At 33.3% G+C, this 25119-nt stretch carries 19 protein-coding genes and 8 pseudogenes; 8 read left to right on the plus strand and 19 right to left on the minus strand.

What is annotated here, in order from left to right:
• Positions 1-264: 264 nt before the first annotated feature.
• The 3 genes and pseudogenes from ABLV90_RS00985 to ABLV90_RS00995 all read right to left on the minus strand — a co-directional run bounded on the left by ABLV90_RS00985 (position 265) and on the right by ABLV90_RS00995 (position 3365).
• Positions 265-1853, minus strand: a protein-coding gene (locus ABLV90_RS00985) for an IS3 family transposase (protein WP_460871960.1) whose coding sequence is annotated in 2 segments (ribosomal slippage) — positions 265-1149 and positions 1152-1853 — 1587 coding nt in all. Because the reading frame shifts where the segments join, the coding sequence is not laid out codon by codon here.
• Positions 1854-1935: 82 nt separating this feature from the next.
• Positions 1936-2790, minus strand: a pseudogene (locus ABLV90_RS00990) (cation diffusion facilitator family transporter); the annotation flags it as partial.
• 194 nt (positions 2791-2984) lie between these two features.
• Positions 2985-3365, minus strand: a complete 381-nt coding sequence (locus ABLV90_RS00995; RefSeq protein ID WP_069832923.1) for a GtrA family protein — start codon at positions 3363-3365, stop codon at positions 2985-2987.
• A 171-nt stretch (positions 3366-3536) separates the two neighbouring features.
• Between ABLV90_RS00995 and ABLV90_RS01000 the strand changes: the two genes are divergently transcribed.
• A complete protein-coding gene (locus ABLV90_RS01000; RefSeq protein WP_460871961.1) occupies positions 3537-4745 on the plus strand; it encodes a multidrug effflux MFS transporter in 1209 nt (402 codons plus the stop codon).
• Positions 4746-4839: 94 nt separating this feature from the next.
• Here the strand turns inward: ABLV90_RS01000 and ABLV90_RS01005 are convergent, their stop codons facing one another.
• Positions 4840-5304 (minus strand): GyrI-like domain-containing protein, encoded by a 465-nt coding sequence (locus ABLV90_RS01005; protein WP_460871962.1) that lies wholly within the window; start codon positions 5302-5304, stop codon positions 4840-4842.
• Positions 5305-5472: 168 nt separating this feature from the next.
• Between ABLV90_RS01005 and ABLV90_RS01010 the strand changes: the two are divergent.
• Positions 5473-6088, plus strand: a pseudogene (locus tag ABLV90_RS01010) (C39 family peptidase).
• 70 nt (positions 6089-6158) lie between these two features.
• Here ABLV90_RS01010 and ABLV90_RS01015 read toward each other — a convergent pair.
• A complete protein-coding gene (locus ABLV90_RS01015) occupies positions 6159-6971 on the minus strand; it encodes a metallophosphoesterase (protein ID WP_460871963.1) in 813 nt (270 codons plus the stop codon).
• Between the two features lie 235 nt (positions 6972-7206).
• On the opposite strand from ABLV90_RS01015, the gene ABLV90_RS01020 reads away from it, so the two are divergent.
• Positions 7207-7707, plus strand: a complete 501-nt coding sequence (locus ABLV90_RS01020; protein WP_285324352.1) for a GNAT family N-acetyltransferase — start codon at positions 7207-7209, stop codon at positions 7705-7707.
• A gap of 70 nt (positions 7708-7777) precedes the next feature.
• Here ABLV90_RS01020 and pcp read toward each other — a convergent pair.
• The 5 genes and pseudogenes from pcp to ABLV90_RS01045 form a co-directional block, all read right to left on the minus strand.
• Positions 7778-8420 (minus strand): annotated as a pseudogene (pcp, locus tag ABLV90_RS01025) (pyroglutamyl-peptidase I).
• Between the two features lie 50 nt (positions 8421-8470).
• Entirely contained in the window at positions 8471-9397 is a 927-nt protein-coding gene (locus ABLV90_RS01030) for a DUF979 domain-containing protein (protein ID WP_460871964.1), read from the minus strand.
• A pseudogene (locus ABLV90_RS01035) lies at positions 9390-10095 on the minus strand (DUF969 domain-containing protein). Before ABLV90_RS01035 ends, ABLV90_RS01030 begins: the two are co-directional and overlap by 8 nt.
• Positions 10096-10319: 224 nt before the next feature.
• Entirely contained in the window at positions 10320-10760 is a 441-nt protein-coding gene (locus ABLV90_RS01040) for a DUF805 domain-containing protein (RefSeq protein ID WP_460871965.1), read from the minus strand.
• Positions 10761-10893: 133 nt separating this feature from the next.
• Entirely contained in the window at positions 10894-12507 is a 1614-nt protein-coding gene (locus ABLV90_RS01045) for a M20/M25/M40 family metallo-hydrolase (RefSeq protein ID WP_460871966.1), read from the minus strand.
• A 264-nt stretch (positions 12508-12771) separates the two neighbouring features.
• Between ABLV90_RS01045 and ABLV90_RS01050 the strand changes: the two genes are divergently transcribed.
• From ABLV90_RS01050 to ABLV90_RS01070, 5 genes are all read left to right on the plus strand, one after another.
• Positions 12772-13284, plus strand: coding sequence for a DUF4242 domain-containing protein (locus tag ABLV90_RS01050; RefSeq protein ID WP_460871967.1), 513 nt, complete (start codon positions 12772-12774; stop codon positions 13282-13284).
• A gap of 356 nt (positions 13285-13640) precedes the next feature.
• A complete protein-coding gene (locus ABLV90_RS01055; protein ID WP_427706484.1) occupies positions 13641-14381 on the plus strand; it encodes an ABC transporter ATP-binding protein in 741 nt (246 codons plus the stop codon).
• A gap of 13 nt (positions 14382-14394) precedes the next feature.
• Positions 14395-15354: an ABC transporter substrate-binding protein gene (locus ABLV90_RS01060; RefSeq protein WP_427706482.1), complete on the plus strand. Its 960-nt coding sequence runs from the start codon at positions 14395-14397 to the stop codon at positions 15352-15354.
• A 5-nt stretch (positions 15355-15359) separates the two neighbouring features.
• Positions 15360-16121: an ABC transporter permease gene (locus ABLV90_RS01065; RefSeq protein WP_427706480.1), complete on the plus strand. Its 762-nt coding sequence runs from the start codon at positions 15360-15362 to the stop codon at positions 16119-16121.
• Between the two features lie 14 nt (positions 16122-16135).
• A complete protein-coding gene (locus ABLV90_RS01070; protein ID WP_427706478.1) occupies positions 16136-17185 on the plus strand; it encodes an acyl-CoA dehydrogenase in 1050 nt (349 codons plus the stop codon).
• A 151-nt stretch (positions 17186-17336) separates the two neighbouring features.
• On the opposite strand, the pseudogene ABLV90_RS01075 reads toward ABLV90_RS01070, so the two are convergent.
• From ABLV90_RS01075 to ABLV90_RS01115, 9 genes and pseudogenes are all read right to left on the minus strand, one after another.
• Positions 17337-18099, minus strand: a pseudogene (locus ABLV90_RS01075) (alpha/beta hydrolase).
• Between the two features lie 19 nt (positions 18100-18118).
• Positions 18119-18809, minus strand: a pseudogene (locus tag ABLV90_RS01080) (ABC transporter permease).
• On the minus strand, positions 18809-19753 hold the full coding sequence (locus ABLV90_RS01085) for an osmoprotectant ABC transporter substrate-binding protein (RefSeq protein WP_460871968.1): 945 nt from the start codon (positions 19751-19753) through the stop codon (positions 18809-18811). The pseudogene ABLV90_RS01080 and the gene ABLV90_RS01085 overlap by 1 nt, the downstream one beginning before the upstream one ends.
• A gap of 15 nt (positions 19754-19768) precedes the next feature.
• Entirely contained in the window at positions 19769-20404 is a 636-nt protein-coding gene (locus ABLV90_RS01090) for an ABC transporter permease (protein WP_460871969.1), read from the minus strand.
• The gene (locus tag ABLV90_RS01095) at positions 20404-21588 is read right to left on the minus strand and encodes a betaine/proline/choline family ABC transporter ATP-binding protein (RefSeq protein ID WP_460871970.1); all 1185 of its coding nucleotides are present in this window, start codon (positions 21586-21588) and stop codon (positions 20404-20406) included. The genes ABLV90_RS01090 and ABLV90_RS01095 overlap by 1 nt, the downstream gene beginning before the upstream one ends.
• A 302-nt stretch (positions 21589-21890) precedes the next feature.
• Positions 21891-22365 (minus strand): annotated as a pseudogene (locus tag ABLV90_RS01100) (thioesterase family protein).
• A gap of 1 nt (position 22366) precedes the next feature.
• A complete protein-coding gene (locus tag ABLV90_RS01105) occupies positions 22367-23332 on the minus strand; it encodes a 3-hydroxyacyl-CoA dehydrogenase NAD-binding domain-containing protein (RefSeq protein WP_460871971.1) in 966 nt (321 codons plus the stop codon).
• A pseudogene (locus ABLV90_RS01110) lies at positions 23329-24221 on the minus strand (3-keto-5-aminohexanoate cleavage protein). The gene ABLV90_RS01105 and the pseudogene ABLV90_RS01110 overlap by 4 nt, the downstream one beginning before the upstream one ends.
• A gap of 193 nt (positions 24222-24414) precedes the next feature.
• Complete coding sequence (locus tag ABLV90_RS01115; protein ID WP_460871972.1) at positions 24415-24963, minus strand: TetR family transcriptional regulator; 549 nt, start codon at positions 24961-24963, stop codon at positions 24415-24417.
• Positions 24964-25119 lie beyond the last annotated feature (156 nt).

The following is a 25119-nucleotide window of genomic DNA, read 5'->3' on the forward strand; positions in this document are numbered from 1 at the left end:
ATAGCTTGTTGTAAAATAACATAAAAAGGGACCTGAAATTACTTTCAGGTCCCTTTTTATGTTATTAACTCATGTATTTATCAAACAACTACAACTTTCACTAACTTTTTACTCGCATCTATAGCACAAGCCGAAGACTACTATATTAAGTCGCACCCTATGCAAGCGTGTTTGGAATTTATATATACGAAAAAATTGCAACAAAAACTGTCAACAATTGAACTGCACCCAGTCAAGTAGACAACTAAATAATTGAAATTTGTTTTAGGCTGACTTCATACCTTTAGGTATGCGGTCAGCCATTTTTAATGTAATTCGATCGTTATTAAAAAAGTTTATATATTCACTTATAACTTTTTTAGCTAATTTAACAGTTTCAAATGTGTAATTTTTATTTCCTTTATAAATCTCACTTTTAATAATGCCCCAAACACCTTCCATCGGCCCGTTATCTATACAGCGACTAACACGAGACATACTCTGTATCATTTTGTTTTCATCCAATATTTTCTTGAATCTGCTATTTGTGTATTGGAAGCCTCTATCACTGTGAAATACAATACCTTGGGTATTATCAACTTGGTTAATTGCCTTTCTAAGCGTGTTGAAAACATACTCATTATTATTAGTTGTATTCATTTCATAACTGATAATCTTCTTTGAACCTAAATCGTATATAGCACTTAAATAAACTTTTTGTCCTGTTTTGGTTTTGAATTCAGTAGTATCTGTCAGCCACTTGGTATTAGGACGTGATTCATTAAACTGACGATTTAAAATGTTTTCTGCAGTAACCGTAGGTTTGCTTTTAATGTACCTCTTTTTCTTCTTACGAATAGTAGCTTTTAAATTCATTTTATTCATCAATCTATAAATACGCTTATGATTAACTGTTTTTCCTAATTTGAGGCGAATGTATATGTAGATTCGACGATAACCATAAATCCCTTTATATTTATCGTATATTGTTTGAATAGTATCCATTAAATCTAAGTTTTCCTGTTCTAATTTGCTTACTGTTCGATGAAGCCATTTATAATAACCCGATCTGGAAACTCCTAATATTTCACATAATTTTAAGATTGGATATTTGTATTTTAATGCTTCTATCGTTTTGTACGATGCCTGTTGTCTGATTTTTGATTCATCAACTCTCTTTCTATAATTTCCTCCTTTTTTAATACTTCATTTTCCATTTGTAAATATTTATTACGCTCTTTCAAAGCTTTGATTTCAGCTTTCAACACTTCTTCATCCGTCATAATTGATTTAGGTTTATGCTTACCACGACTATCAATTAGACCATCACTACCATGTTCTTTGTATTTTTTTACCCAGTTATATAGTTGACCATAGGTCACATTGAATTTCTCGGCGGTCGCCTTATAGTTCATTTCATTCGCGATATAATATTCAACAATTTCAATACGTTCATTTAAAGTTGTTTTTCTAGCCTTCATTGTATACACCTCGGATTTAGGGGAATATGTTTTGTTTTCTATACCCTCAGTATAACGTTTTATCCAAGATCTAACAGTACCCGAACTAGGAATATTATACTTATAAGCTAAGTCATAACTTGATAATTCAGTATTGAAATATTCCTCCACAACGTTTCTTTTGAAATGTTTAGAATAGGTATTATTTTTTAAAGATGGCATTATAGATTTAATACCATTGATTTTAAAATTGCTATATTTTTCATTTAACATTGATTTACTTAAATTTATATTCAGTTCTTTTATAACGCTTGAAGCACTTACACCATTTTCCATCATTCTAAAAGCTAAAAGAAAAGTTTCTGTATTTACTTTATAAGTTTTAGACATAAAAATTCCCTCCAAAGTTTTCATTTTTTAAATGTCTACTTTGGAGGGAGCATATCAATTGTCGACAGCTTGAATATGATTTAATTTCAATTATTGTATAGATGCTTGGTTCGGGATGTACATAAACTGAAGAAATACCCTTTTCATGCATATGTTGTTCTACTTTATCACAGATATGATGCGCATCTTCTAAAGATAAATCCGATTCAACGACAATAGTTACATCTACAAAGATACTACTGCCATGGTATCGACCTTTAATATTTTGCACATCAATCACATCTTCTATTTCTAAAACATAATTTTTGTAAGCTTCTAATTCTTGTTCATTAAACCCATCACTTAGTGTAAAGATTGATTCTTTAAATATTCTAAAACCAGTGTATATAATAAGTAAACCTAAAACCGTTGCGAGTACTGTATCAAGGATTGGCAAACCAAATTGTGTAAAAATTAAGCCTACAGCTGTTCCGATACTGACTAACGCATCTGATAAATTATCCTTTGCCGCTGAATTTAGCGAACTACTATTCGTACGTTCAGCTAATTTTTGATTAATGTAAAATACTATCAGCATTATGATGCCACTTATCACACTGACATATATTGTAATTACATTAGGTGCATGGTGATCCTTAGAAAAAATCTCAGGAACACTTTCTATCACAACTTGTATACCTACAAACATTATAATAAACGAAACGAGTAACGTTGAAATATTCTCTGATTTTAAGTGTCCATATGGATGGTTTTTATCTGCAGGTTTAATAGAAATTTTCAGTCCTATAATAACCGCTAACGAGACTACAATATCAGTCATATTGTTTAAACTATCTGCTCTAACTGTTGCTGAATCATACATAGAGCCAACAATAAATTTGGCAATTGAAAGAACGATATATACAATTAAACTTAAATAAGCGCCTTTTTGCGCTGTTTTCAAATTTTCATTTTGTGTCATGTCTGATGTCCACCTTAATTAATATAGAACATTTATTATGACCTATCCCAAGCATATTTACAACAATTTTTATTCAAAAATTATTTAATATAAATAGTAAAATTATTTTTTTAGCCTTTCCTAAATAAAGTTGTTAAATTGTACAAAAAGTAAAGTTATCACTGTTCTAACTTTATTTTTAAGTCCTTAAAAATTCAGTCTTTAAGTATATATTTTGATAAAACGAAAGTTATAGGTATCGTTATAATTAACCCTGCAAACGGTGCTATTACTGAAGAAATATGAAGCCACTGTACGAAAATATACAATAGCAATGTCTGCATGCCCATATTCACAACCTGCGTTAATGGAAATTGAATAAATTTACGCCATGTGGGTTTTACTTTATATACAAAATGGCAGTTTAAATAATATGAAATTATAAAACTAACCATAAACCCACTTACATGACTGACTAAGTAATTTAAATCTATTAATTTTAATAAGATAAGGTAGACGATGTAGTAATTTAATGTATTAATGCCACCAACAATGATGAACTTTATAATTTCATAGTGGGTTTTATTTAAATTCATGAACTTACTCCTTTGATTCATATTTATAATTATTTCGCACGTTCTATTTGTTTTTTTAGTATGTAAATTATCATTGCATTTCTAAATTCATATGGGATAATTACTTAGTTACAGAATAATTAAACTTGTATGTAATAATGCATTAGAGAGAAATTTAAAGGAGCACTTAACATGGACAAAACTTCAAATCGCCAACTACCGCTAATGGTTATTATTGTGTTGGGTATTATGACTACTTTTGGTCCTTTAACAATAGATATGTACGTTCCATCATTACCAAGTGTACAAAGTGATTTTAATACAACCGCTTCTCAAGCGCAACTTACACTGTCTTTGGCTATGATAGGACTTGCAATAGGACAATTTATCTTTGGACCTTTGTCAGATGCATATGGACGTAAAAAGATTGCGTTGATTATTATCATATTATATGCAATTGCTTCATTTATTGCAGTATTCGCAAACGCTATGTCTACCTTATTAACAATTCGTTTGATACAAGGTTTGACTGGTGGCGGAGCCATCGTCATAGCTAAGGCCTCTATAGGAGATTTACATAAAGGAAAAGCCTTAGCCAAAGGTCTAGCTTCACTTCTTGTCGTGAATGGGATTATTACTATTATCGCTCCACTGATCGGTGGTTATGCCTTAAGTGTCTCAAACTGGCAAGCTATTTTCTTTATTTTAACAATTGTTAGTATGATCATATTCTTTTTCGCCCTTTTCAAAATGGAAGAAACAAGAACAGCTGATCTTTCAAAACTTAACTTCGGCACCATTTTTAAAGACTTTGGTTATTTGTTGAAAAAACCAGCTTTTGTTATTCCTATGTTGCCGCAAGGACTGACATATGTGATGTTATTCAGCTTTTCATCTGCAGCCCCTTTTATTACACAAAAAATTTATGATATGACCCCCCAACAATTTAGTGTGCTATTTGCAATTAATGGTATCGGGTTAATTATCATGAGTCAGCTCACTGCTATTTTAGTTAGCTATATAAATCGTTATGTATTACTGATTGCACTAACAATGATACAAATTGCAGGCGTCGTATTAATTTGTATCACACTCATATTACACTTACCGACCTGGGTTTTAGTCATCGCATTCTTCTTAAATGTTTGCCCAGTAACAGGGATTGGCCCGCTAAGCTTTACATTAGCGATGGAATCACGTACAGGCGGAAGTGGCAACGCCTCTAGTTTACTCGGTCTTTTCCAATTTATTCTAGGTGGTGTGATATCACCCTTAGTTGGTTTACAAGGCGGATATAGTGTCATGCCATATTTAACGATTTTAGTTATTACTACGGTGCTAATTATTTCATTAGAACTTGGCTTAAAATTCACTACCAGAAGAAGTGTATTGAACAAATAGTCTATATAAAACAGGTGGGACACCAGTCCTATTATTAAAGGGAGCTTCCAAATTTTTTGGAGGCTCCCTTTAATTTTGTGTTACTATGATTTATCTAAACGATAGGAAGCCATATTTCTGTAATATATTCTTCTGATCTTATGGGCCCTTCTTTATACAACTCAAAAAATGGCGCATCGCGAAATTCGTAATCTAATGTAGGTAAAATATGTCTATTTATCTTTTCCATACCCTTTTTAATAGACTCAGGTACTGGCCCTTTAGCATCAAAGACAATGTATCTACCCTCAGATAATTCTGTTCGCCGCCATTGCGCTTCATCCGTATCATTGGTAACACCAATGAGGCAATGGACTTCACCATTAGCATGAGGTTTATAAACAGCCAATAGCCCTTGCAATTGATTATTACCTAGTGGCATTAATTCCTGTTTCTTCCCTTTATCATCAAAATCCATCCAGAAATTAAATATATCTTCTTGCGCTTTTTGACCAGTCGTATACTCCTTTTTGACACCTAAAACTGAAGTCCGTGATAGCGTCTCTAATCTGTATTCCATACACATCCACCCCTTTTTGTTATTATAACCAAAATGCATATGCGATTTCTATCGTGAACTATTATATAGATATAAAGGCATCTTAATATGCATCTTCAAATAATGGTTATATAATAAAATAAATTTCAAAACAAGTCCCTTTTTACAAATTAAGTAAGGAGCCATAGCATGAGTCGAAAAATTTTATCTGTAAAACCAATTAGTCAGCTTTTTCCTATTCCAATGATTATGGGATGTGAAGGCGTATCCGCTGCCATGATACTACAATTTAATGCACACGCTATTCCAGCTACTCAAATTATGAAACATTGGCCTAGACATGCAAATAATCCTCATAAAGGTTATGTGGGTAATTATCTATGGATTAAATGGGGTCATCATCAAACAATATTCCCGACTGCTTTAGTTCCGTATTTAAAACAATACGATGCACATATCAATGACAGTACTGGGCAATCTTTAAATGCGCTATGTAGCATAATCGATCAAGGCCAACCAGTGGTGATTTATCACACTGTGCTAGGACAGCGTCCTCGCGAAACGTACATTTAAATTAGATAACCATCCAACTCAGTTAGTGTCCAACATTCATGTAACTGTACTCATTGGTTATGACGAACATTATTATTATTATATTGATCCACTATGGTCGCATTTAGGTAAAATAATACTTGTTCCCGCAATCATACCGAATAAATTTCAAATTATTAAAATTAAAAAAGCTAAATTAGAACAAAGTTATAATGCACCTGGCCGCATGAGTTTTTATATTCACCCATCATAATGTTGTAGAAATAAAAATGGGGCGAAGTAGAAATCTAATTTGATTTCATGTTCTCGCCCCTACAAGGTTACTAAAAAATTGAAATACTATATAATGCATGATTGATTTCTTGTTCTATATCAGGTGAACGCCATTCTCTTTGATAACCTAAACATGGACAAATGTATGTGACACCGTGTTCTTCAAATGCATTTCTAAAATGGACATGCCCCATGATGCTATAGCGAATATCATATTGTTGGTATAAAGTATCAAAATCTGATGTTCCTATAAACGCATTAAAATAATCAAATATACGATGTGGCATTGGAACTGCAAATTTCGGGTGCGTTACGATATGTGTCATAAGTATCACTTTTTTGTGTTTAACTTTTTCAATATCCTTTGCCGTTTGTTTGGTCGCAATGCGAGATAGTTTTCTATCTTCCATAGGCCAATCAATTTTCACTTTATCTTGCCATGTTGCACCGTAATATTTTCTACGAGCAATTCGCTCTATTGAAAATTTAGGATCCGCGTACGTATAATCATACCAACCTGTGTTACCGACAATGGCCCACTCATCATTGATGTCATAAGGTTTACCAATTAAGCACGTCTCCATCGACATATAAAAATCTAAAATCTCGGATGATGTAGCACCTGTATCTGTTGCCCAAAAATCATGGTTGCCCGGAATAAATAACACTTTTATTTGCGTCGTACTTTCAATGCGCTCAATAAATTGTTGCGTTAAGTTATAATTATTAGAGATATCCCCTGCAATAAGCAACAATTCTATGTCACGCTGATTTATCACTTTAATTAATACTTGTTGATAGTCTTCAGGTGTCAGTGTCTTATGTCTATCTACGTGCAAATCTGAAATCATACCTATTTTCATCTTTATCACATTCCTCTATTTCATAACACTATCATTATTACATATTCTCATATAGTTCATTAAGTAATCCGCACATTTTTGAATTGTGCTAACTAATAAAATAAATATTAACCGATAATATAACACCATCCCGTAATATATTTATTTTACATTACTATTAAAAGTGTAAACATTTCTTTTTAAAAATAAATGATGCTATAATAATATCAATTTAGTATATAAAGGAGGACATTCTATGGAGTTTACGATTAGAGCCTTGTCCGAAAAAGATAAGCACGGTAAAGCGATGGTCCATTATGAAAGCTGGCTAGAAACATACAATGACATAGCTAAGAATGATTACTTAGAAAATCTTGATAAAGAACAATTTATCAAGCAGTCCTCCTTGCATGATGTACCCACATTAGTCGCTATTGTAAATAATGAAATTGTAGGTTTTATTTCCTATGGCAAGTCACAAACATCGGTTGCTTCAGATGATTGGAGTGAAATTTTCTCATCATATCTATTAGAAGATTATCAACACCATATGATTGGTTTTGCGCTAACTCAACGTGCATTAGAATTGTCTTACCCAGATAACGTAATGCTGTGGGTCGTTGAAGAAAATGATAATGCCATCCATTTCTATGAACAGATCGGTTTCAAACGAACATCTGAGAAAAAACCTACCTATCTCGGTAAAACATATAACGAAATAAGAATGAATTTCACAAGAACAGAACACGATCATTAATACCACCATAAAAAATAAGAGGCTGGGACATAGCACATGTCTCAGTCTCTTTTTTTATAGTGTACATCTTTTAATGTGTTTCTCCTAATACCACTTTGATATCTTTGTCTGATTCAATGACAGCTTCAAGCGCGGCTTTTAAACCTTTAGCAATCGTTTGAATAGACATCGATGGCTTTTCTGGCTTATCTGTAACTTGTTCAGGTATAAATGGCACATGGATAAAACCAAATTTAATATTTGGAAACTGCGTTGCCTGTATGTAACCAAGTTGATATAAAATATGATTACATACAAATGTGCCGAGCAGTATTTGATAAGCGTGCGTGTACACCTTGTGATTTTATTGCCTCTGTCATACGTTTAACCGGTAAATTAGAAAAATAAGCAGATGCTCCAGTTGTTTGAATCGCTTCATCAATTGGCTGATTCCCTTCATTATCTGGAATACGCGCATCATCTATATTAATTCCAACTCGTTCTGGAGTTAATTCAAACCTGCCCCCTGCCTGTCCAATAGCTAAAACAATATCATATTCCTTCTGTCTTAATTGTTCTACAACGACCTCTTTACTTTTATGAAAAACAGTAGGTATTTCTAATTTATCTATCTTATGACCTTCAATTTCATCTGGCAAAAGTTTGACAGCTTCTAGAGCAGGATTAATTCTTTCTCCACCAAAAGGGTCAAATCCCGTTACTAATATATTCATCGTCTAATAGCCTCCTTTTTTTAATTGATTAACTCTACAGTAATCATGATTTAAAAAGCCCAAAAATACATTAAACCAATGTGTACAAAAATTAATAGAAACGCGATAGGTGCTTGTGCTTTAATAACACCAAATTCATCTTTCATTTCTAATAATGCTACTGGCAATGTATTAAAGTTTGTCGCCATAGGCGTTAACAACGTTCCACAAAATCCACCTGTAATTGCTAAAGCACCAGCTATAACAGGGTCTCCACCTTGCGCTATAACAAATGGAATACCAATACTTGCTGTGATAACAGTAAAGGCTGCAAAAGCGTTGCCCATTAGCATCGTAAATAATACCATGCCTAATATATATGCTGCAGCACCTAATAAATGATTGCCTTCTGGTAAGAATGAAGATATCCCTTTAGAAATAACATCTCCAACACCACTCACAGTAAATAGCACACCTAAAGCTGCTAAAAACTGAGGTAATATACCTACAGTGCCAATCTGTTGTGTTAATCTGTCGCTATCATAGAGCACATATTTGCCATTAGGTTTAATTACAACATAAGCTGCTATTAAACCTAAAACAGAGGATATACCTAAACCAATTGCCCCACCTAAGGGCGTCCAATTTGATACTGCAATGGCGACCACAGCTAGTATAATAGCTGGAACAAATAATTTATTACCATATTTTTTTGCACCTTTATCCCCTGTTCCTTCATCGACATCAATGATATTTTTGATTGTTACTTGTTTAAATAATGTTAATCCACCCATTACTAAAATAAATATACCGTTTATTACATTTGGTATATAAGGCCCTATGATAAAAGTCGTCGCTAGCAAAATCCAAAATAGTGCTGTTCCATACTTTTTCTGATGTGACGAAGCTTTTAATACACGATACGCTGTATAAAGTAATTGTAAACCTATCAATATGTAAAAGAGCTCTAAAATATTATTCAATGTGTTTTCAGTCATTTTTATTCACCTGCTTCGTGCCATACTTTTTATCTAAATACTTATCAAACCTTATATTATTAATCCATACGATAATGAAAACGATAATTGCAATTGGTAATGATGCTAACACAAGATCTATTGCATCTACTTTAATGTCTAATGACTGAAACGTGCCAACCATAAGTAACACACCTGCTGCACCAACAAATAAATTTTGTCCAAAGAAATTACCATAATTTTCCATTGCAGACGCTTGTGCTTTTATCTTCTCGATATCCGTTGCATCGACCTCTTCATCTTTTAAGTTATAACGTGTTTTTAATGCACCTTGTACCATTGGATTAATAAGTGGTCTGACAAATTGTGGATGTCCCCCTATACGAATCGACGCCACACCCGCTAGTTCTCTAATCACTAAATAAATTGTCAGCAATCGTCCACTCGTTACACGCTTTACCTTTCCTATTAAATTAGATGCTTGTTTTTTCAATCCAAATCTTTCAATTAATCCAACCATCGGTAAAGTTAAAATGAACAACGTCACCTGACCTATTATCAACAAATGCCTCCCCTAATGTATCTAGAATTGCATATAAATCTAATCCTGATACAATTCCAGTAACCACTGCGGCGATTAAAATTACTGCAATCGTGTCGATTTTAAAGACAAATCCTAATATGATAATTAAAATACCAATTAATTTTAACCATTCCATAAAATCCCTCCTTTTTACTATAGTATAAATTTATTATTCCTAAATACAATGAATTTTCAGAAAAATTATATTGATAACTCACTTTTACTAAAATCTACAAAAAAAGAGTGGAACAAGAAATCAAATTGTGATTTCTTATTTCCACCCTTACAAGGCTAACTAGAAAAAGTTTTACTTCATAAATAAATGTTATTCACTTTAATATTGACTATCAAAAACCAATTTTATAACCATTTCAATTCTGACTCAGGAACGTCACGTGAAGGCAATAGTGTCTCAACAATCAATATAATCGTACAAATTATTGATACAACATTTAAGATCATTGCAACGCTATTGATTTGTATAATATCAAATAAGATATTAACGACTATCGATAAAATAATTAAAATGAGTGCAGTAATCCTTTTTCTACCTGCATCATAAAATCTTCTTAATGTTACTGAAACCATAGGTACCATGATTGCTAAAGCAAATATACCAATAAGTGCAGATAAAATTGTCGCGACAATAAAAACGCCCGCTAAAAAGCTAATTGCGCCGATTAACGCTACGATAAAGATGCCAATGATATGAACCAATACTGGTGTCCAGAACTCTAGTCTATCTGATTTCCCTTTAAAGTCAGCATACCTCTTCCAAAAACTTTTATACGCCTCTATCATATTGTTACCACTCCATTTTCTTCTTATGGAAATACCTGTGCAATGAATATATTCACTAATATATCGCACTAACCTATACACTAACAAGCCATAGAATATAAAAATTTATTTAAGAAAATATTACAAGTTATTCTTATTCTTTTGCTGACTCAATATAAGAATTAATAATTTGTTCTAAAACAACAGGTAATTCTTCAAATGCACTCTTTTTATGCAAACGTTCACTGACTTTATGCGCGTCTTTACCTATGGGTCCACATAATAATATCGGCGCGCTAATAGTTTTTATTGCTTCAAATGGTAGTTGATATGTTTTATTAAAATTAGTCGTATTTTTTTCATAAGCAACAATTTGTTCCATATCTCCATCAAAGTTCAAATAACTACTATCACTAATACCATTAAAATAGTGAATACGTTCACTTTGACGTTGAAATTGATCGCGCAACGTTCGATGCACTAATTTGACCGTTGATTCAATACGCTTATCGTAAGACGAATTAACTGCAGGATAATATGGTGTTGCAAAAAATGTCACTACTGCCGGTGCAATATCTTTACAGGTTTGCATTAACGTATCAACAACATTGACACTTTGTAAATGTAACTCATCTGTTTCTTGAATTGCCTTATCAATTTGCTTAGTTATATAGGCCACTCCATGTTGTTTAATGGCATATTGCTTTAATTGATCATAAGTTAGCACATTAATTTTCGTATCAAATTGTCTCTCTTGCTCTTCTAATATGGAGAGCCAATCACTTTCACAGCGTTCTGTAGCGTGTACCACTGAATCGATAAATTGTCTAAACACATCATCAGGCTTATTTTTAAAAAGAAAAACATTAAATAATCCTATTGTTCTGAATGGTGTTTGGACATCGTATGCCAATTTATTATCTCTTGTATGCAGTGATACTGGAACTGGCGTCGCTTCATTTTCAAAAACTTCTTTAAATACATTGTTGTATTCAATCGCTTGAGTAATATAACTCATCATGAAGTTAGAACTCAAACCATCTAATGGGTTACCTACATGCGTTTCTTTGCCATAACATAATACGCCAGGCATAATTTTTCCAATTGACCCTGAATATATATAATGCTTTTCATCCGCACCGACTTGTTGAAAAGTAGGTTCACTATTTAAATGAAGTTGTATATCCAATTGATATTGTTGCTTTAACTGAGCGATTGCTTCTACTGCTTTACGCATCCCTGAAGAATTGACCTCTTCATCGGGTACTGTAACTAAAATTAAATTAATGTCCCATGCTTCAACACTGGCTAATTCAATTAATGAAAGATGCAACATTAGCCCTGCTTTCATATCCATTGTTCCTCGCCCAAATAAATAGGAGTCATTCTTTAAGTCTTCAATTGCTTCTGCATTTAAATAATCATGATTTTGAGAAAAGAATGACTTTAATTCATCTGGATTAAACGCGTTGGACTGAAAATTCCCATAATCCTCTACACCTACAGTGTCATAATGACTTATTAACACAATTGTTTTTGCTGATGTGTCCGCTTGATAAAATGCAACGACAGCTTCCTTATCATCTTCAGTTTGTGTCATTTGAATATGTTTTTTATGTTTTTGAAAATATGTAAGTTGTAACAATTGTTGCTTGATGAAGTTTGGAAATGTTAGCTCACCTTCAGAATTCGTCACGGTTTGATGATTCACTAATCTCTTTAATAAATTTAATCGATTTTCGTATGATTGCCATAGCAATTTTGTCACTTTATCCCCTCTATTTGTAAGCGTTTTCTCAAGTATAATATGTATTGAAATTCAATAGCAATAGATTTAATTAAAAAATAAATATTTTAACACTTTAACTCTTTCTCAATCGCTACGCAGTTAGCATTGATACTTCTTAACTCTAATATTCTATAAATTAATTAACAGTTTTCTGAAAATTAAAATTACATTCTATTATATCCTTGTAATCTGATAGGGATTGTTGTATTATTCACTTATTATCAATCTTGGAGGTTAATATTTATGACATTATATTTACTAGAAGCAAATGATTTAGCATTTGCATCAAATAAAAGCGAATTAGAAAAGAAAGCAACTGATTTAACAACGGGCGAAGTGCCAACACTTATCGAAGTACAGGCGACAGAAGACCTTACACACGGATACTTTATCGTTGAAGCTAATGATGATACTGAAGCGAAACAATTTTTAGAAGATGCTTCAATTAATATCAACCTTGTTAAAGAAGTACGTTTAGTTGGTAAAGAATTAGAAGACGTAAAAAAAGGTGATGCTCATGTAGATTACCTCGTAACTTGGAATATTCCAGAAGGCGTTTCTATGGATCAATATTTAGCACGTAAAAAGAAAAACTCAGTACATTATGAAGAAGTACCTGAAGTACAATTCCAACGTACTTACGTATGTGAAGATATGTCAAAATGTATCTGTTTATACGATGCACCGGATGAAGATGCTGTTCGCCGCGCACGTAAAGCTGTAGATACACCTATCGATGATATCGAGAAAATATAAAGAACTACTTTCTCAATGAAATTGAGATTAGTAGTTCTTATGCAATTGCTTTAGCAATTGTAATCCTTAATTCTAAAAGTGATTTTTAGTCATTAGTTTTTCTTAATGCAATAGCTAAAGCTATTGTAATCCTTAATTTTGCTTCTCAATGAAATTGAGATTAGTAGTTCTTATGCAATAGCTTAGCTATTGTAATCCTTAATTCTGCTTCTCAATGAAATTGAGATGAGTAGTTCTTATGCACTTTTTTCAAAATAAAACATTAAAATCAATCACTTCACGGGCTATGTGTATGCATAGCCCTTTAGTGTCAGAATAAACCATACTAAAACGATAAGATTAATCGAGGTGTTGTAATGATTCACATTGACCATGTTCAACATCAATTTGGCGATAACCAAGTCATTAATGATTTTGAATTAAATATAGAAAAAAGTAACATCGTAACTTTTATAGGTAAAAGTGGTTGTGGTAAATCGACGTTATTAAATATTATTGGTGGATTTTTAACACCAACTTCAGGTGTAGTAAATATTGATGGAAAAATTAAACAAACACCATCACCTGATTGTTTAATGATATTTCAACACCACAACTTACTTCCTTGGAAAAATATTAACGACAACATACGTATTGGTTTGTCTCAATACATAAGCAATGAAGACATCAATGAACAGTTAAAAACCGTAGATTTAAATCATAAAGGGAAATTATTCCCAGAAGAATTATCAGGTGGTATGAAGCAACGTGTTGCGCTTTGTAGAGCACAAGTACATCAACCGAATGTCATACTCATGGATGAACCCTTAGGCGCTTTAGATGCCTTTACACGTTATAAATTACAAGATCAACTTGTCCGTTTAAAAGAGCGCACAAAAGCAACAATCATTTTAGTTACGCATGATATTGATGAAGCAATTTATCTTTCAGATAATATTGTGCTCCTCGGTGATGGTTGTGAGATTATCAGCCAATATAATATCAAACAATCTCATCCTCGTAACCGTAATGATAGTCATTTATTAAAAGTAAGAAATGATATTATGGAAAAATTTGCTTTAAATCACCATATGGCAGAGCCAGAATATCATTTATAAGGAGTGTTAGAAATTGAAAAAATATATTGCTTTTACTTTAATACTCCTTCTTATTCTTTCAGGTTGTAGCACGAATAAAAATCAAGATAGTCAAAATGGCGACAATAAAAAGCAAACTATAAAAATAGGATATCTTCCAATAACACATTCAGCAAATTTGATGATGACAGAAGAAATTCAACAAAAATCTAAAAAATCTGGTTACAAACTTGAACTCATACGTTTTAATAATTGGCCAGACCTTATGGATGCTTTGAACAGCGGTAAAATCGATGGCGCATCTACACTGATTGAACTTGCGATGAAATCAAAGCAAAAAGGTTCAGATATTAAAGCAGTCGCCTTAGGTCATCATGAGGGCAATGTGATTATGGGACAAAAAGGTAAAGAAGCTTCTGATTTTCACAATCACGGAGAATACAGTTTTGCTATCCCACATCGTTATTCAACACATTATTTATTACTAGAAAAAATGCGAAAACAAATGAACTTAAAATCTGATACCTTTAGTTATCATGAAATGGCTCCAGCAGAAATGCCTGCAGCGTTAAGCGAAGATCGAATTTCGGGGTATTCTGTAGCAGAACCATTCGGCGCACTTGGAGAAAAATTAGGCAAAGGCGACACTTTAAAACATGGTAATGATATCGTTCCAGATGCTTATTGTTGCGCACTTGTACTTAGAAGTGATCTTATTGATCAACATCATACAGTTGCCAAAGAGTTTATGTCAGATTATAAACAAGCTGGTTATAAAATGAACAATAAAGATAAAAGTGTCGATGTCATGGCCAAAAACTTCAAACAAGACAGAAAAGTCCTAGAACAATCAGCAGAGTGGACTTCATACGGCGATTTAACGATTAAAAAAGACGGTTACAGTAAAATTACAGATTTAGTAAATGATCATAAACTTTTTAAAGCACCCGCTTATAAAGATTTTGTTGATCCTACGCTATATAAGGAGGGGTAAATGAAATGACAGCTAATATAGCCAAAAAATGGACATTACCAATCATTACTTTTATTATTTTCCTATTTATATGGCAATGCGTAATTTGGATTGGAGATTACCAGCCTATTCTTTTACCGGGACCCTTACTAGTAGCAGAAAGTATATGGCAGTTCATTATTACCGGGGAAATATTTTCACACTTAGGTATTAGTTTATTTCGCTTTATTGTAGGATTTGGATTTGCAGTTATCATAGGGGTTCCTGTTGGTTTTTTATTAGGCCGTAGTAATGCATTCTTTGATGCAATAGAACCTCTATTTCAATTAATTAGACCCGTCTCCCCTATTGCGTGGTCGCCATTCGTCGTTTTATGGTTTGGTATCGGGAGTTTACCCGCAATGGCAATTATCTTTATCGCCGCATTTTTCCCAATTGTTTTTAATACAATCAAAGGGATTAGAAATGTAGAACCACAATATTTGAAGATTGCATCTAATTTAAATTTAAGGGGATGGTCATTATATCGAAATATCCTCTTCCCTGGTGCATTTAAACATATTATGGGCGGTATACATATGGCAGTTGGAACAAGTTGGATATTCTTAGTTTCTGGCGAAATGATTGGCGCACAATCTGGACTCGGATTCTTAATTGTTGATTCACGGAATATGTTGAATTTAGAAGATGTTTTATCTGCCATATTCTTTATTGGGGTATTTGGGTTCTTAATTGATCGCATCATTAGTTATTTAGAGAAAATGATATTAACACGTTTTGGTGAATAAAGGAGAGCATATTTATGAGTTTAAAAACACATATTGAAAACGAATTAGATCCATATTTAGTAGAAATTGATGACGGTTCACACTATCCTAAAACCTTCATTCAAAATTTATTTAAAGAAGGATATTTTAAAGAAAATGATGTCAAAGCAAATTCAGAAGTTATCGAAGAAGTATCAAAGTCTTGTCTGACAACTGGCTTCTGTTTATGGTGCCAACTGGCCTTTTCTACCTATTTACAAAATGCAGAACAGCCTCATTTAAATAAAGATTTACAACAGCAATTACTATCAGGAGAGATTTTAGGTGCTACAGGATTATCAAATCCGATGAAATCATTTAATGATTTAGAATCATTCAACTTGTCACATCATTATAATGATAATCAATTCATTGTGAATGGTAGATTACCTGCGATTAGTAACATTGCCGCAGAGCATTATTTTGGTGCTATTTCTAAATCTGAAACATCAGATGAACTTGTAATGTTTATCGTTCAAGCCAATCAAGAAGGCGTTAATATAAATGAAATGTCTACCTTCTTAGGTGTGAATGGTTCAGCAACATTTTCAATTGAAATGAATGATGTGCACATACCTGAAGCACATATTATTACACACGATGCAAAAACATTCGCGTCTAAGATCCGTCCACAATTTGTAGCGTTACAAATACCGATTGCATTAGGTTCTGTGCGTTCATCACTTGATTTAATTCATAAATTCTCTAATGCACAAAATGGTATTAACAAGTATTTAGAATATGATGTTCAAGACTTTGAAACACGTTACGACAATATAAAAAAACAATTTTACAATTTATTAGATACTAATGATTTACAGGATCAATTTGGTGACTTAATTAATTTGAAAAAAGAAGCCGGTTATTTACTACTTGAAGTCAATCAAGCATCCATGGTTAATGGTGGTTCTAGAGCATATTCACCTCGTGCACCTCAAGCACGTAAATTAAAAGAAGGCTTTTTCTTTGCGGCGTTAACGCCAACATTAAGACATTTAGGTAAACTACAAGAAGAATTCAAAAGTACTAATGCTTCAATTAAATAGATTAATTTAGAAAAGTGATCACTACCATAAAACAGAAAATTACATTTTATATATTTACTTTATGTGCATATAACTTTATATAATTTCAATCCCGGAAATTGCGCACAAAAAATGTCGATAAAGTCTGAGACTTTATCGACATTTTTTTATGCTATACCTTTACAAACCATTCAATCGCACGTTTAATACTTTGATCCCAATAAGCATAATCATGTTCACCAGGTCCATCTTCAAATTGATATGGAACTGCTTTTTCATCTAAATACTTGATAAATTGTTGATTATCTTCATGTAAATCATCTTCCGTGCCACACATAATGAGTAACTCCGGAATAACTTTATTTAGGTCTATTGCTTGATCGACTAAATGATATGGATCTAAATCAGTACCTTTAACCCTTTTACTTATTCCTGCTATAGCTTCACCTGAGAAATCATACCAATCAAAATCCATAAGATGTTGACCATTAAACACTGCTGATAACGGACAAGCTTTAGCAAAACGATGCCCTTGTGATAAAGCATATTTAATGGTGCCATAGCCACCCATAGAGTGCTCGAGCAATAAAATTATCTTCTCTTTTATCAGATAATGGTAAAATTTGATGCGCATAATCTAACACTTCTAATACATAATCAAAATAGTTATGGCCATAAACCATGTTACTGTATCCACTATGGTCCGCGTTTGGCATAATGACAGCTAATTGATGCGTATTAGCATAACGTTCGATACTTGTGTAACGCATATAAGAAGTTTCATCACTTGAAAGACCATGTAGTAATAATAAAGTTTTCAGTGGTTTCGGTTGTCTTGCTTTATTAAAATAACTTTCATCTTCCGGTAAAATCACCATAAAATGATGATGCATACCTATTGTTTTAGAATTATAATTAATTGATAAAATTGCCAACTTTAATCACTACCCTTTATTAATTAATACTTTGAGGCTTATGCTTTTCTTTTTTCTGTGTTTTATTAGAAGGGTCTAAACGTTTTTCTAAAAATCTCAATCCAACGTCAATTAGAATTGCGATTAATGCAATTGGAATTGCACCCGCAAGAATAAACGTCGTGCCATCTGTTGCGTTTGTACCACGAATAATAATGTCACCTAAAGTTGGTGCTCCAATAAATGAGCCAACTGCTACAACACCAATTGCTACAACAAGTGCGATTCTTAAACCACCTAAAATTACAGATAAAGACAACGGCAACTCAATCAAACGTAACACTTGGTTTCGTGTCATACCCATACCTTTACCAAGCATCTTTAATGTTTTCATCAACACCAATAATACCTGTAAAAGTATTTTTAATTATAGGTAACAATGCATATAAGAACACTGTTAAAACAACTGTGTTTGGACCTAAGCCCATCACTAACATTAAAATTGCTAACATCGCAATAACTGGTACAGTTTGTATAATATTGGCAATTGTAATAATCGTCCATGATAATTTTTTATATCTAGCGATGATAATGCCCAATGGTATACCTACAATTGCCGCAAATAAAACGCCATATACTGACATTAATAAATGCTTAATAAATAAATCCCATAGGTAGCCAAAGTTGACTGAATAATATTCGACTAATTGCTGTAATAAATTACCTTCCATTAGTTTTGACCACCTTTCTTATCGTCTTCAAAATAGTTGTGTTCTTTCAAGAAATTTTCAGCTACAACAGCTGGTTCTTGACCTTCACCATCTGCTTGATAATTAAGCTTTTGCATTTCTTCTGTTGATATTTTGTCATTCAACTTATTAATAATTGGTTTTAATTTTGGATGTTTTTCTAATAAACTATTCGTTGCTACTGCACTCGTATCGTATGGTGGGAAAAATTGTCTATCGTCTTCAAGTACTTTTAAATCGTACCCCTCAATACGTCCATCCGTTGAATAACCAACTGCTACTTCTAAGTTTTTTGAATTTAATGCATCATATACAAGTCCGATTTGCATTGGACGCACTGTATCAAAGTCAAATCCATATTCTTTCGTAAATCCTGGATAACCATCACCTTCACGATGTAACCATGAACTGTCTACGCCAAGTCTTAACTCATCACTATATTTTTCTAAATCTGAAACAGTTTCTAAATTATATTTCTCAGCTGTTTCTTTAGTAACCATAAATGCGTATGTGTTCTCAAAACCATATGAATCAAAGAATGTTTGATCAAATTTCTTTTGGAACCCATCTTGAGTCGCTGTCATCGCTTTTTCAGGATCTTTTATTGGGTCTTCTTTTAAAGCACCTGTTAAATCTGTGCCATTGTATCTTGCCCCTGACATATTCGCGTCTCCATTCACTAAAGCATTGTGTTGAATGGTACTTGAACCTAAATTGTTAATTAATGATGGTTTAATCTTACCATCTGTGTCATGTTGTATAATGAGTCTCAACATATGAGACATAATTTGTGATTCACTCGTTGCAAGTGCTGTAATTTTAACTTCATTATCTGAGTCGCTACCACTTAAACCAGGTAAACTACATCCAGACAACACCGTCAGACACAGTACAAGCACGATACTATACTGTTTAAACTTCTTCATAATGTCCTCCTTATATTATCTGGATACTTTTAATCCTTTTGGAACAGCCCATTTTTCGACTATTGAAAGTAATACGTCTACAACTAAAGCTAAAATTGTTACAAGCACTGCCGCACTTACAATCATCAATGGATCATATAAATTTAACCCGTTAAATACAAAGTCACCTAATCCGCCCGCACCAACATAACTTGCTAGCGTCGCCCAACTGATTACATATACAGATGATAATCGAATGCCACCTAGTATAAGTGGTAAAGCTAACGGTAACTCAATATCTTTCATAAGTTGTAACTTCGTCATTCCCATACTTGTACCGACTTCTTTAATATTATTGTCTATATTTTTGACGCCTAATACAGTATTATTCAATATTGGTAAAAGTACATAGATAAATAATGCTACAATTGCAGGTAATTTCCCCACACCAAATATCGGTATCATGATAGCTAATACCGCAAGCGTTGGTATTGTTTGAAGCACACCGACAATTGTGAGTACGATATTTGAAGTTCTTTTCATTTTGGATAAGATAATGCCTAATGGAACAGCAACTACGATTGCGATTAACAATGCGATCATTGAGATATAAAAGTGTTCAGCTGTTTTTGATATCAGTTGCCCACCATATTGCTCTATGAAATCTTTCATTATTTATCAGCTCCTACATTTTCGGGCTCGACAATTGCATGTTGATTCGCATTGTCATCTTCATCTATTTCGCCCCAGATACTGTCATATACAATATCCACTAGGTTTGCTCTCGTAACTAATCCAATTAATGTTTCACCATCTTTATCCACTACCGGAACGTTTCTTACATTTCGTTTTAAAATTGTACGTACTGAATCTTGTAATTTACTGTCTATTCTTACTCTATAAATATCACGTTGCATTGTATCGATAAGCTCTTTGTTTGAACGTAATCCTTGGTTAATATCTTCAATATCTAAATAGCCCAGTAATCTATTGTTATTACCTACTACAAAAATAGTGTCTACACGACGTTCTCTCATGACTTTAACTACTTCGTTCAGTGAACGATCTGCGTGTACAGTTACAGGTTTAATCATTGCATCTTTAACTGTACGCATGTTTGGACGATCTTGAATTAATCTATTTTGACCTATAAAATCACGAACGAAATCGTTTGCAGGATGACGTAAGATATTGTCTGGCGTATCAAATTGTATAACTTGTCCTTCAGACATAATACAAATCTTATCTGCTAGCTTAATCGCTTCGTCCATATCATGTGTAACAAAAACAAATGTTTTACCTAATTTTCGTTGTAATTCTTTCACTAAATCTTGTAATGTATCTCTCGTAATCGGGTCTAATGCACCAAATGGTTCATCCATTAATATGACATCTTGTTCAGTCGCTAACGCACGCACTACCCCAATACGTTGTTGCTGTCCCCCAGATAATTGGGAAGGATATCTATCTAAAAACTCTTCTGGTAAATCTACGAGTTTAATTAATTCTTTCGCTTTACGCTCTTTCTTTTCTTGTGACCATTTTAATAATTTTGGCACTAAAACGATATTTTCTCTGATCGTCATATGAGGCATAAGTCCTATTTGTTGAATTACATAACCAATTTTTCTACGTAATTCGACTGGATTCATTTTACTGACATCTTTGCCATTGATTGTGATTTGTCCCTCAGTAGCTTCTATCATTCTGTTAATCATTCGTAAAGCAGTTGTTTTACCACTACCACTTGTTCCTATAAACGCAATAAATTCACCAGATTCAACATCTAATGTTATGTTATCTACAGCTTTCTTCCCACCACCGTAGACTTTTGATAAGTTTTTAATACTTAACATGGTTCAATCCCTTTCTATGTACATATTTAATTTAAAAATATTTCATAATAAATTTAGGACTACTTGTGGATGTTATACAAATCCTAAAATAAGTAACAACATAGCTACAAATAGCCCTAATTTATTCGTTTTGGTTGTTAAAAAACAAATCAATTATACAATAAATTAAAATTTGATTTTGTTACCCTATACAATAAGATACCTTAATTAATAAAAATAAACAATTTATACTCATGAATTTTGTTTCTTAAAACATTCAATAAACGTAGTTAATCAATCGTTTCAAATTGATTTCAATTATACTATTTATGCTTAATACCAATCAGATGACCAAGCTCTTTGGGCTGATTTTCAATCATATTGGTAGCGAGCATAATCTTCAATCGCTTTTTTTATCATTTCTGGAAATGCTTCGGGCTTATCTACAGCTGTATTCATCCCCATGAGCATCACTTCATAAGTTGCACAACGAGATTGATTTGCATCTGTTAACGTCATAAATACATGTAAACGTTTCGCATCATAATCATATAACTCAACATTAACCGAGATGTATTCATCGACTTTAATTTCTTTTAAATACATCACATGGTTTTCTAAAGTAAATACTGTGTATTGCTTTTGTGCTATCGTCTCTTTATCTAATCCTAGATAAGCAAGCCAAGCATCTGTCGCATCACTAAACACACGATTATATTCAGCGTCATTCATATGACCATTGTGATCCACCCAAATATCTTTCACTTTAGTCGTATATTCAAACTGTGAATGTATCATATTAATACACCGATGGGCTTGTAGCTTTTTTCATTGATGGTGTATCTTCTGGCCAATATGCTTCTGCTAATTTTTTAACTTTGATTAAGAATTCGTTGCGCTTTTGATCAAGCTCTGACATTGTTTGGCCCTGTGATGAAGCTTCACAACCATTAACAACTTCATCATATAAATCTTTCGTTAATTCTGGTGCTACTAATTTAGTCCATGGTTTTTTCAAAGCTGGTCCAAATTGTTTTAGCATGTGGCGCATACCGCCTTCTCCACCTGCCAAATGGAAAGTCATGAACGGTCCATATTGTGCGTAACGTAAGCCTGTCGCATGTGTGAATGCTTTATCTACTTCCTCTGTAGTAGCTATGCCATCATTTACAATATGCAATGCTTCTCTCCAAAGTGCTTCCATTAATCTATCAGCAATATGACCTTCTATTTCATGTCTTACATGCAATACGTCCATGCCGATACTTTCATAAGCTTGTTCAGCTTTTACTGTCGTTGCTTCCGCAGTTAATTGTCCTGGAACAATTTCTACAAGCGGTAAAATATATACCGGATGGAAAGGATGAGCGACAACTAAACGTTCTGGATGTTGCAAGTTTCGCTGTAATTCTGAAGGTTTAATACCTGAAGTACTTGAGCCTATTGTTGCATCAGGTCGTGCATAAAAGTCTATTTCTGTAAGCACTTGCTCTTTTATTGATTCAACTTCAGGCACATTTTCTTGTATATGATCTGCTTCTTTAACTGCTTCTTCTAAATAAGGTGTAAATGTAAGGTTTTCTAATGAAGCACCTTCTGCTAAGCCAAGTTCTTCAGCATATGGCCAATTTTGTTTTACTTGTTTCAACATGCTTTCATATGCACCTTCACTTGGATCAGTAGCAATTACTTCATGTCCATGTGCTAACATTCTTGTAATCCATCCACTACCAATAACGCCTGTACCTACGACTGCGAATTTCATTTTGTGCCTCCTTTTGGATCTCTAAGTTGATATTTTTTACGCGCTTCAGCGGGCGTCATTGGTGCTATATCTAAACCTTTTAATATTTCTACAGCCTTTTCAACGAGTTGTTCATTTGTTGCTTTGACACCTTTTGCCAAATATAAATTATCTTCTAGGCCCACACGTACATTGCCTCCACGTTTAGCCGCTTCTTCTACTGTTGGAAATTGCATTCTGCCAATACCAAATGCTGACCAATGTGCATTTTCAGGTATACGCGTCTTAAAGTATTCTATCGTTTCCGCGTCATTTTCTGCGCCCCATGGAATGCCAAGACAGAATTGGAACATCGGCTCTCCTTCAATTAAACCTTCATTTATAAGTTGCTTAGCAAACGAAATATGCCCACTATCAAAACACTCTAACTCAGGTTTAACCCCGAGCATCTTTAACAAGTTGTGCTTGTTCTCTTAACCAACCTGCTGGACTTAAATAAAGCGTATCACCCATATTGACACTACCACAGTCCAAGGTACACATTTCTGGCAATAATGCGCCTACAGGTTCATGTCTTTCTTCTGGTGTTTGCATGTCTGTTCCTTTTGCACCAGTATATGGATCTTCTAGGTTCGGAATGAAGTCTCCGCCCCCACCAGAAGTAATATTTATAACAATATCTTCGTCTGCTTCTCTAATTAATTTCACTGCTTCTTTAAAAAATTCAACGTTATGACTAATGCCACCTGTTTCTGGGTCTCTAGCATGTATATGTGCCACAGTCGCTCCTCGCTCTTGCACATTTTATCGCTGAATCAGCAATCTCTTGAGGTGTTACAGGAACACTTTTATTTTTTTCTGTAGTATCTCCAGCACCTGTTATAGCCGCTGTTAGCATAACTTTCTTCATTAATATAAACCTCCAACAGAGTTTTTTAATACATCGATTAGTGTACCAACCAGACGGTTTAGTTTCAACCTTATAACATATAAAAAAAGGGATTAATCAATTTTGAATCATTGACTATCCCTATATTATCAGTGCTTTACATGAATTTTTCATTTAATTATTTTTTTATAATTTCTAATTTTATCGACCCTTTTCAATCGATTTTTTCATTTTTAGTATAAGCTGTTAATCTTTCTAAAACTTCAGCTCGCATCGAATCATCAATGGCGACTAAACCAAATATTTCAGACAACCATAGTCCATCGACTGCCATTCGAATAATTGTCGCATCAACTTTGTCTAAGCCATCATTTTCAATATTGAATTGCCATTCTTTATATGTGTCTTGCAAAGGTAATAATAAATTACTATTTATACCTTGTGCGACTAACATTCCTGAAGTGATAGATGCATTTTCAGAACTATATTCGCGCGTGGCCTCTATAAATGCGCGTATCCACTTGCCTTGTTGTTGGTCATTACCTTGCACATGTTTATCAACGTTAATTCGATATATTTCGTCTGCATGGTCGACAAGTCCTTGAATTAATGCAAATTTGTTTTTGAAATGATACAACAAGCCACCTTTACTTACGCCTGCTTTCTTAGCAACAGCATCTAAAGTTAAATATTCACTACCTTGTTCATTAACGATAGAAGCAGCTGCTTCTAGTAATTGTATCCGTTTAGAAACTCTTGGCATTAATACACCCTCTCTCTAAAAGTACTTTACGAGTTGATTTCTCATAACACTTTTTATATTCGAGCAAACTATAAACGATAATTGTTAAAGTTGCAACTGTATCTTTTTATTATTAATTAAAATAATGACCCTTAAACAAGCGATATGAACTAAACA

The organism is Staphylococcus sp. 2S1, assembly GCF_046721335.1.
Classification (GTDB): Bacteria; Bacillota; Bacilli; order Staphylococcales; family Staphylococcaceae; genus Staphylococcus; species Staphylococcus equorum_A.

Bases quoted from the DNA above. Each gene is read 5' to 3' on its own strand.
- ABLV90_RS00995 (WP_069832923.1), bottom strand. From the start codon at position 3,365: ATGAATTTAAATAAAACCCACTATGAAATTATAAAGTTCATCATTGTT.
- ABLV90_RS01000 (WP_460871961.1), top strand. From the start codon at position 3,537: ATGGACAAAACTTCAAATCGCCAACTACCGCTAATGGTTATTATTGTG.
- ABLV90_RS01005 (WP_460871962.1), bottom strand. From the start codon at position 5,304: ATGGAATACAGATTAGAGACGCTATCACGGACTTCAGTTTTAGGTGTC.
- ABLV90_RS01015 (WP_460871963.1), bottom strand. From the start codon at position 6,971: ATGAAAATAGGTATGATTTCAGATTTGCACGTAGATAGACATAAGACA.
- ABLV90_RS01020 (WP_285324352.1), top strand. From the start codon at position 7,207: ATGGAGTTTACGATTAGAGCCTTGTCCGAAAAAGATAAGCACGGTAAA.
- ABLV90_RS01030 (WP_460871964.1), bottom strand. From the start codon at position 9,397: ATGACTGAAAACACATTGAATAATATTTTAGAGCTCTTTTACATATTG.
- ABLV90_RS01040 (WP_460871965.1), bottom strand. From the start codon at position 10,760: ATGATAGAGGCGTATAAAAGTTTTTGGAAGAGGTATGCTGACTTTAAA.
- ABLV90_RS01050 (WP_460871967.1), top strand. From the start codon at position 12,772: ATGACATTATATTTACTAGAAGCAAATGATTTAGCATTTGCATCAAAT.
- ABLV90_RS01055 (WP_427706484.1), top strand. From the start codon at position 13,641: ATGATTCACATTGACCATGTTCAACATCAATTTGGCGATAACCAAGTC.
- ABLV90_RS01065 (WP_427706480.1), top strand. From the start codon at position 15,360: ATGACAGCTAATATAGCCAAAAAATGGACATTACCAATCATTACTTTT.
- ABLV90_RS01070 (WP_427706478.1), top strand. From the start codon at position 16,136: ATGAGTTTAAAAACACATATTGAAAACGAATTAGATCCATATTTAGTA.
- ABLV90_RS01085 (WP_460871968.1), bottom strand. From the start codon at position 19,753: ATGAAGAAGTTTAAACAGTATAGTATCGTGCTTGTACTGTGTCTGACG.
- ABLV90_RS01090 (WP_460871969.1), bottom strand. From the start codon at position 20,404: ATGAAAGATTTCATAGAGCAATATGGTGGGCAACTGATATCAAAAACA.
- ABLV90_RS01095 (WP_460871970.1), bottom strand. From the start codon at position 21,588: ATGTTAAGTATTAAAAACTTATCAAAAGTCTACGGTGGTGGGAAGAAA.
- ABLV90_RS01105 (WP_460871971.1), bottom strand. From the start codon at position 23,332: ATGAAATTCGCAGTCGTAGGTACAGGCGTTATTGGTAGTGGATGGATT.
- ABLV90_RS01115 (WP_460871972.1), bottom strand. From the start codon at position 24,963: ATGCCAAGAGTTTCTAAACGGATACAATTACTAGAAGCAGCTGCTTCT.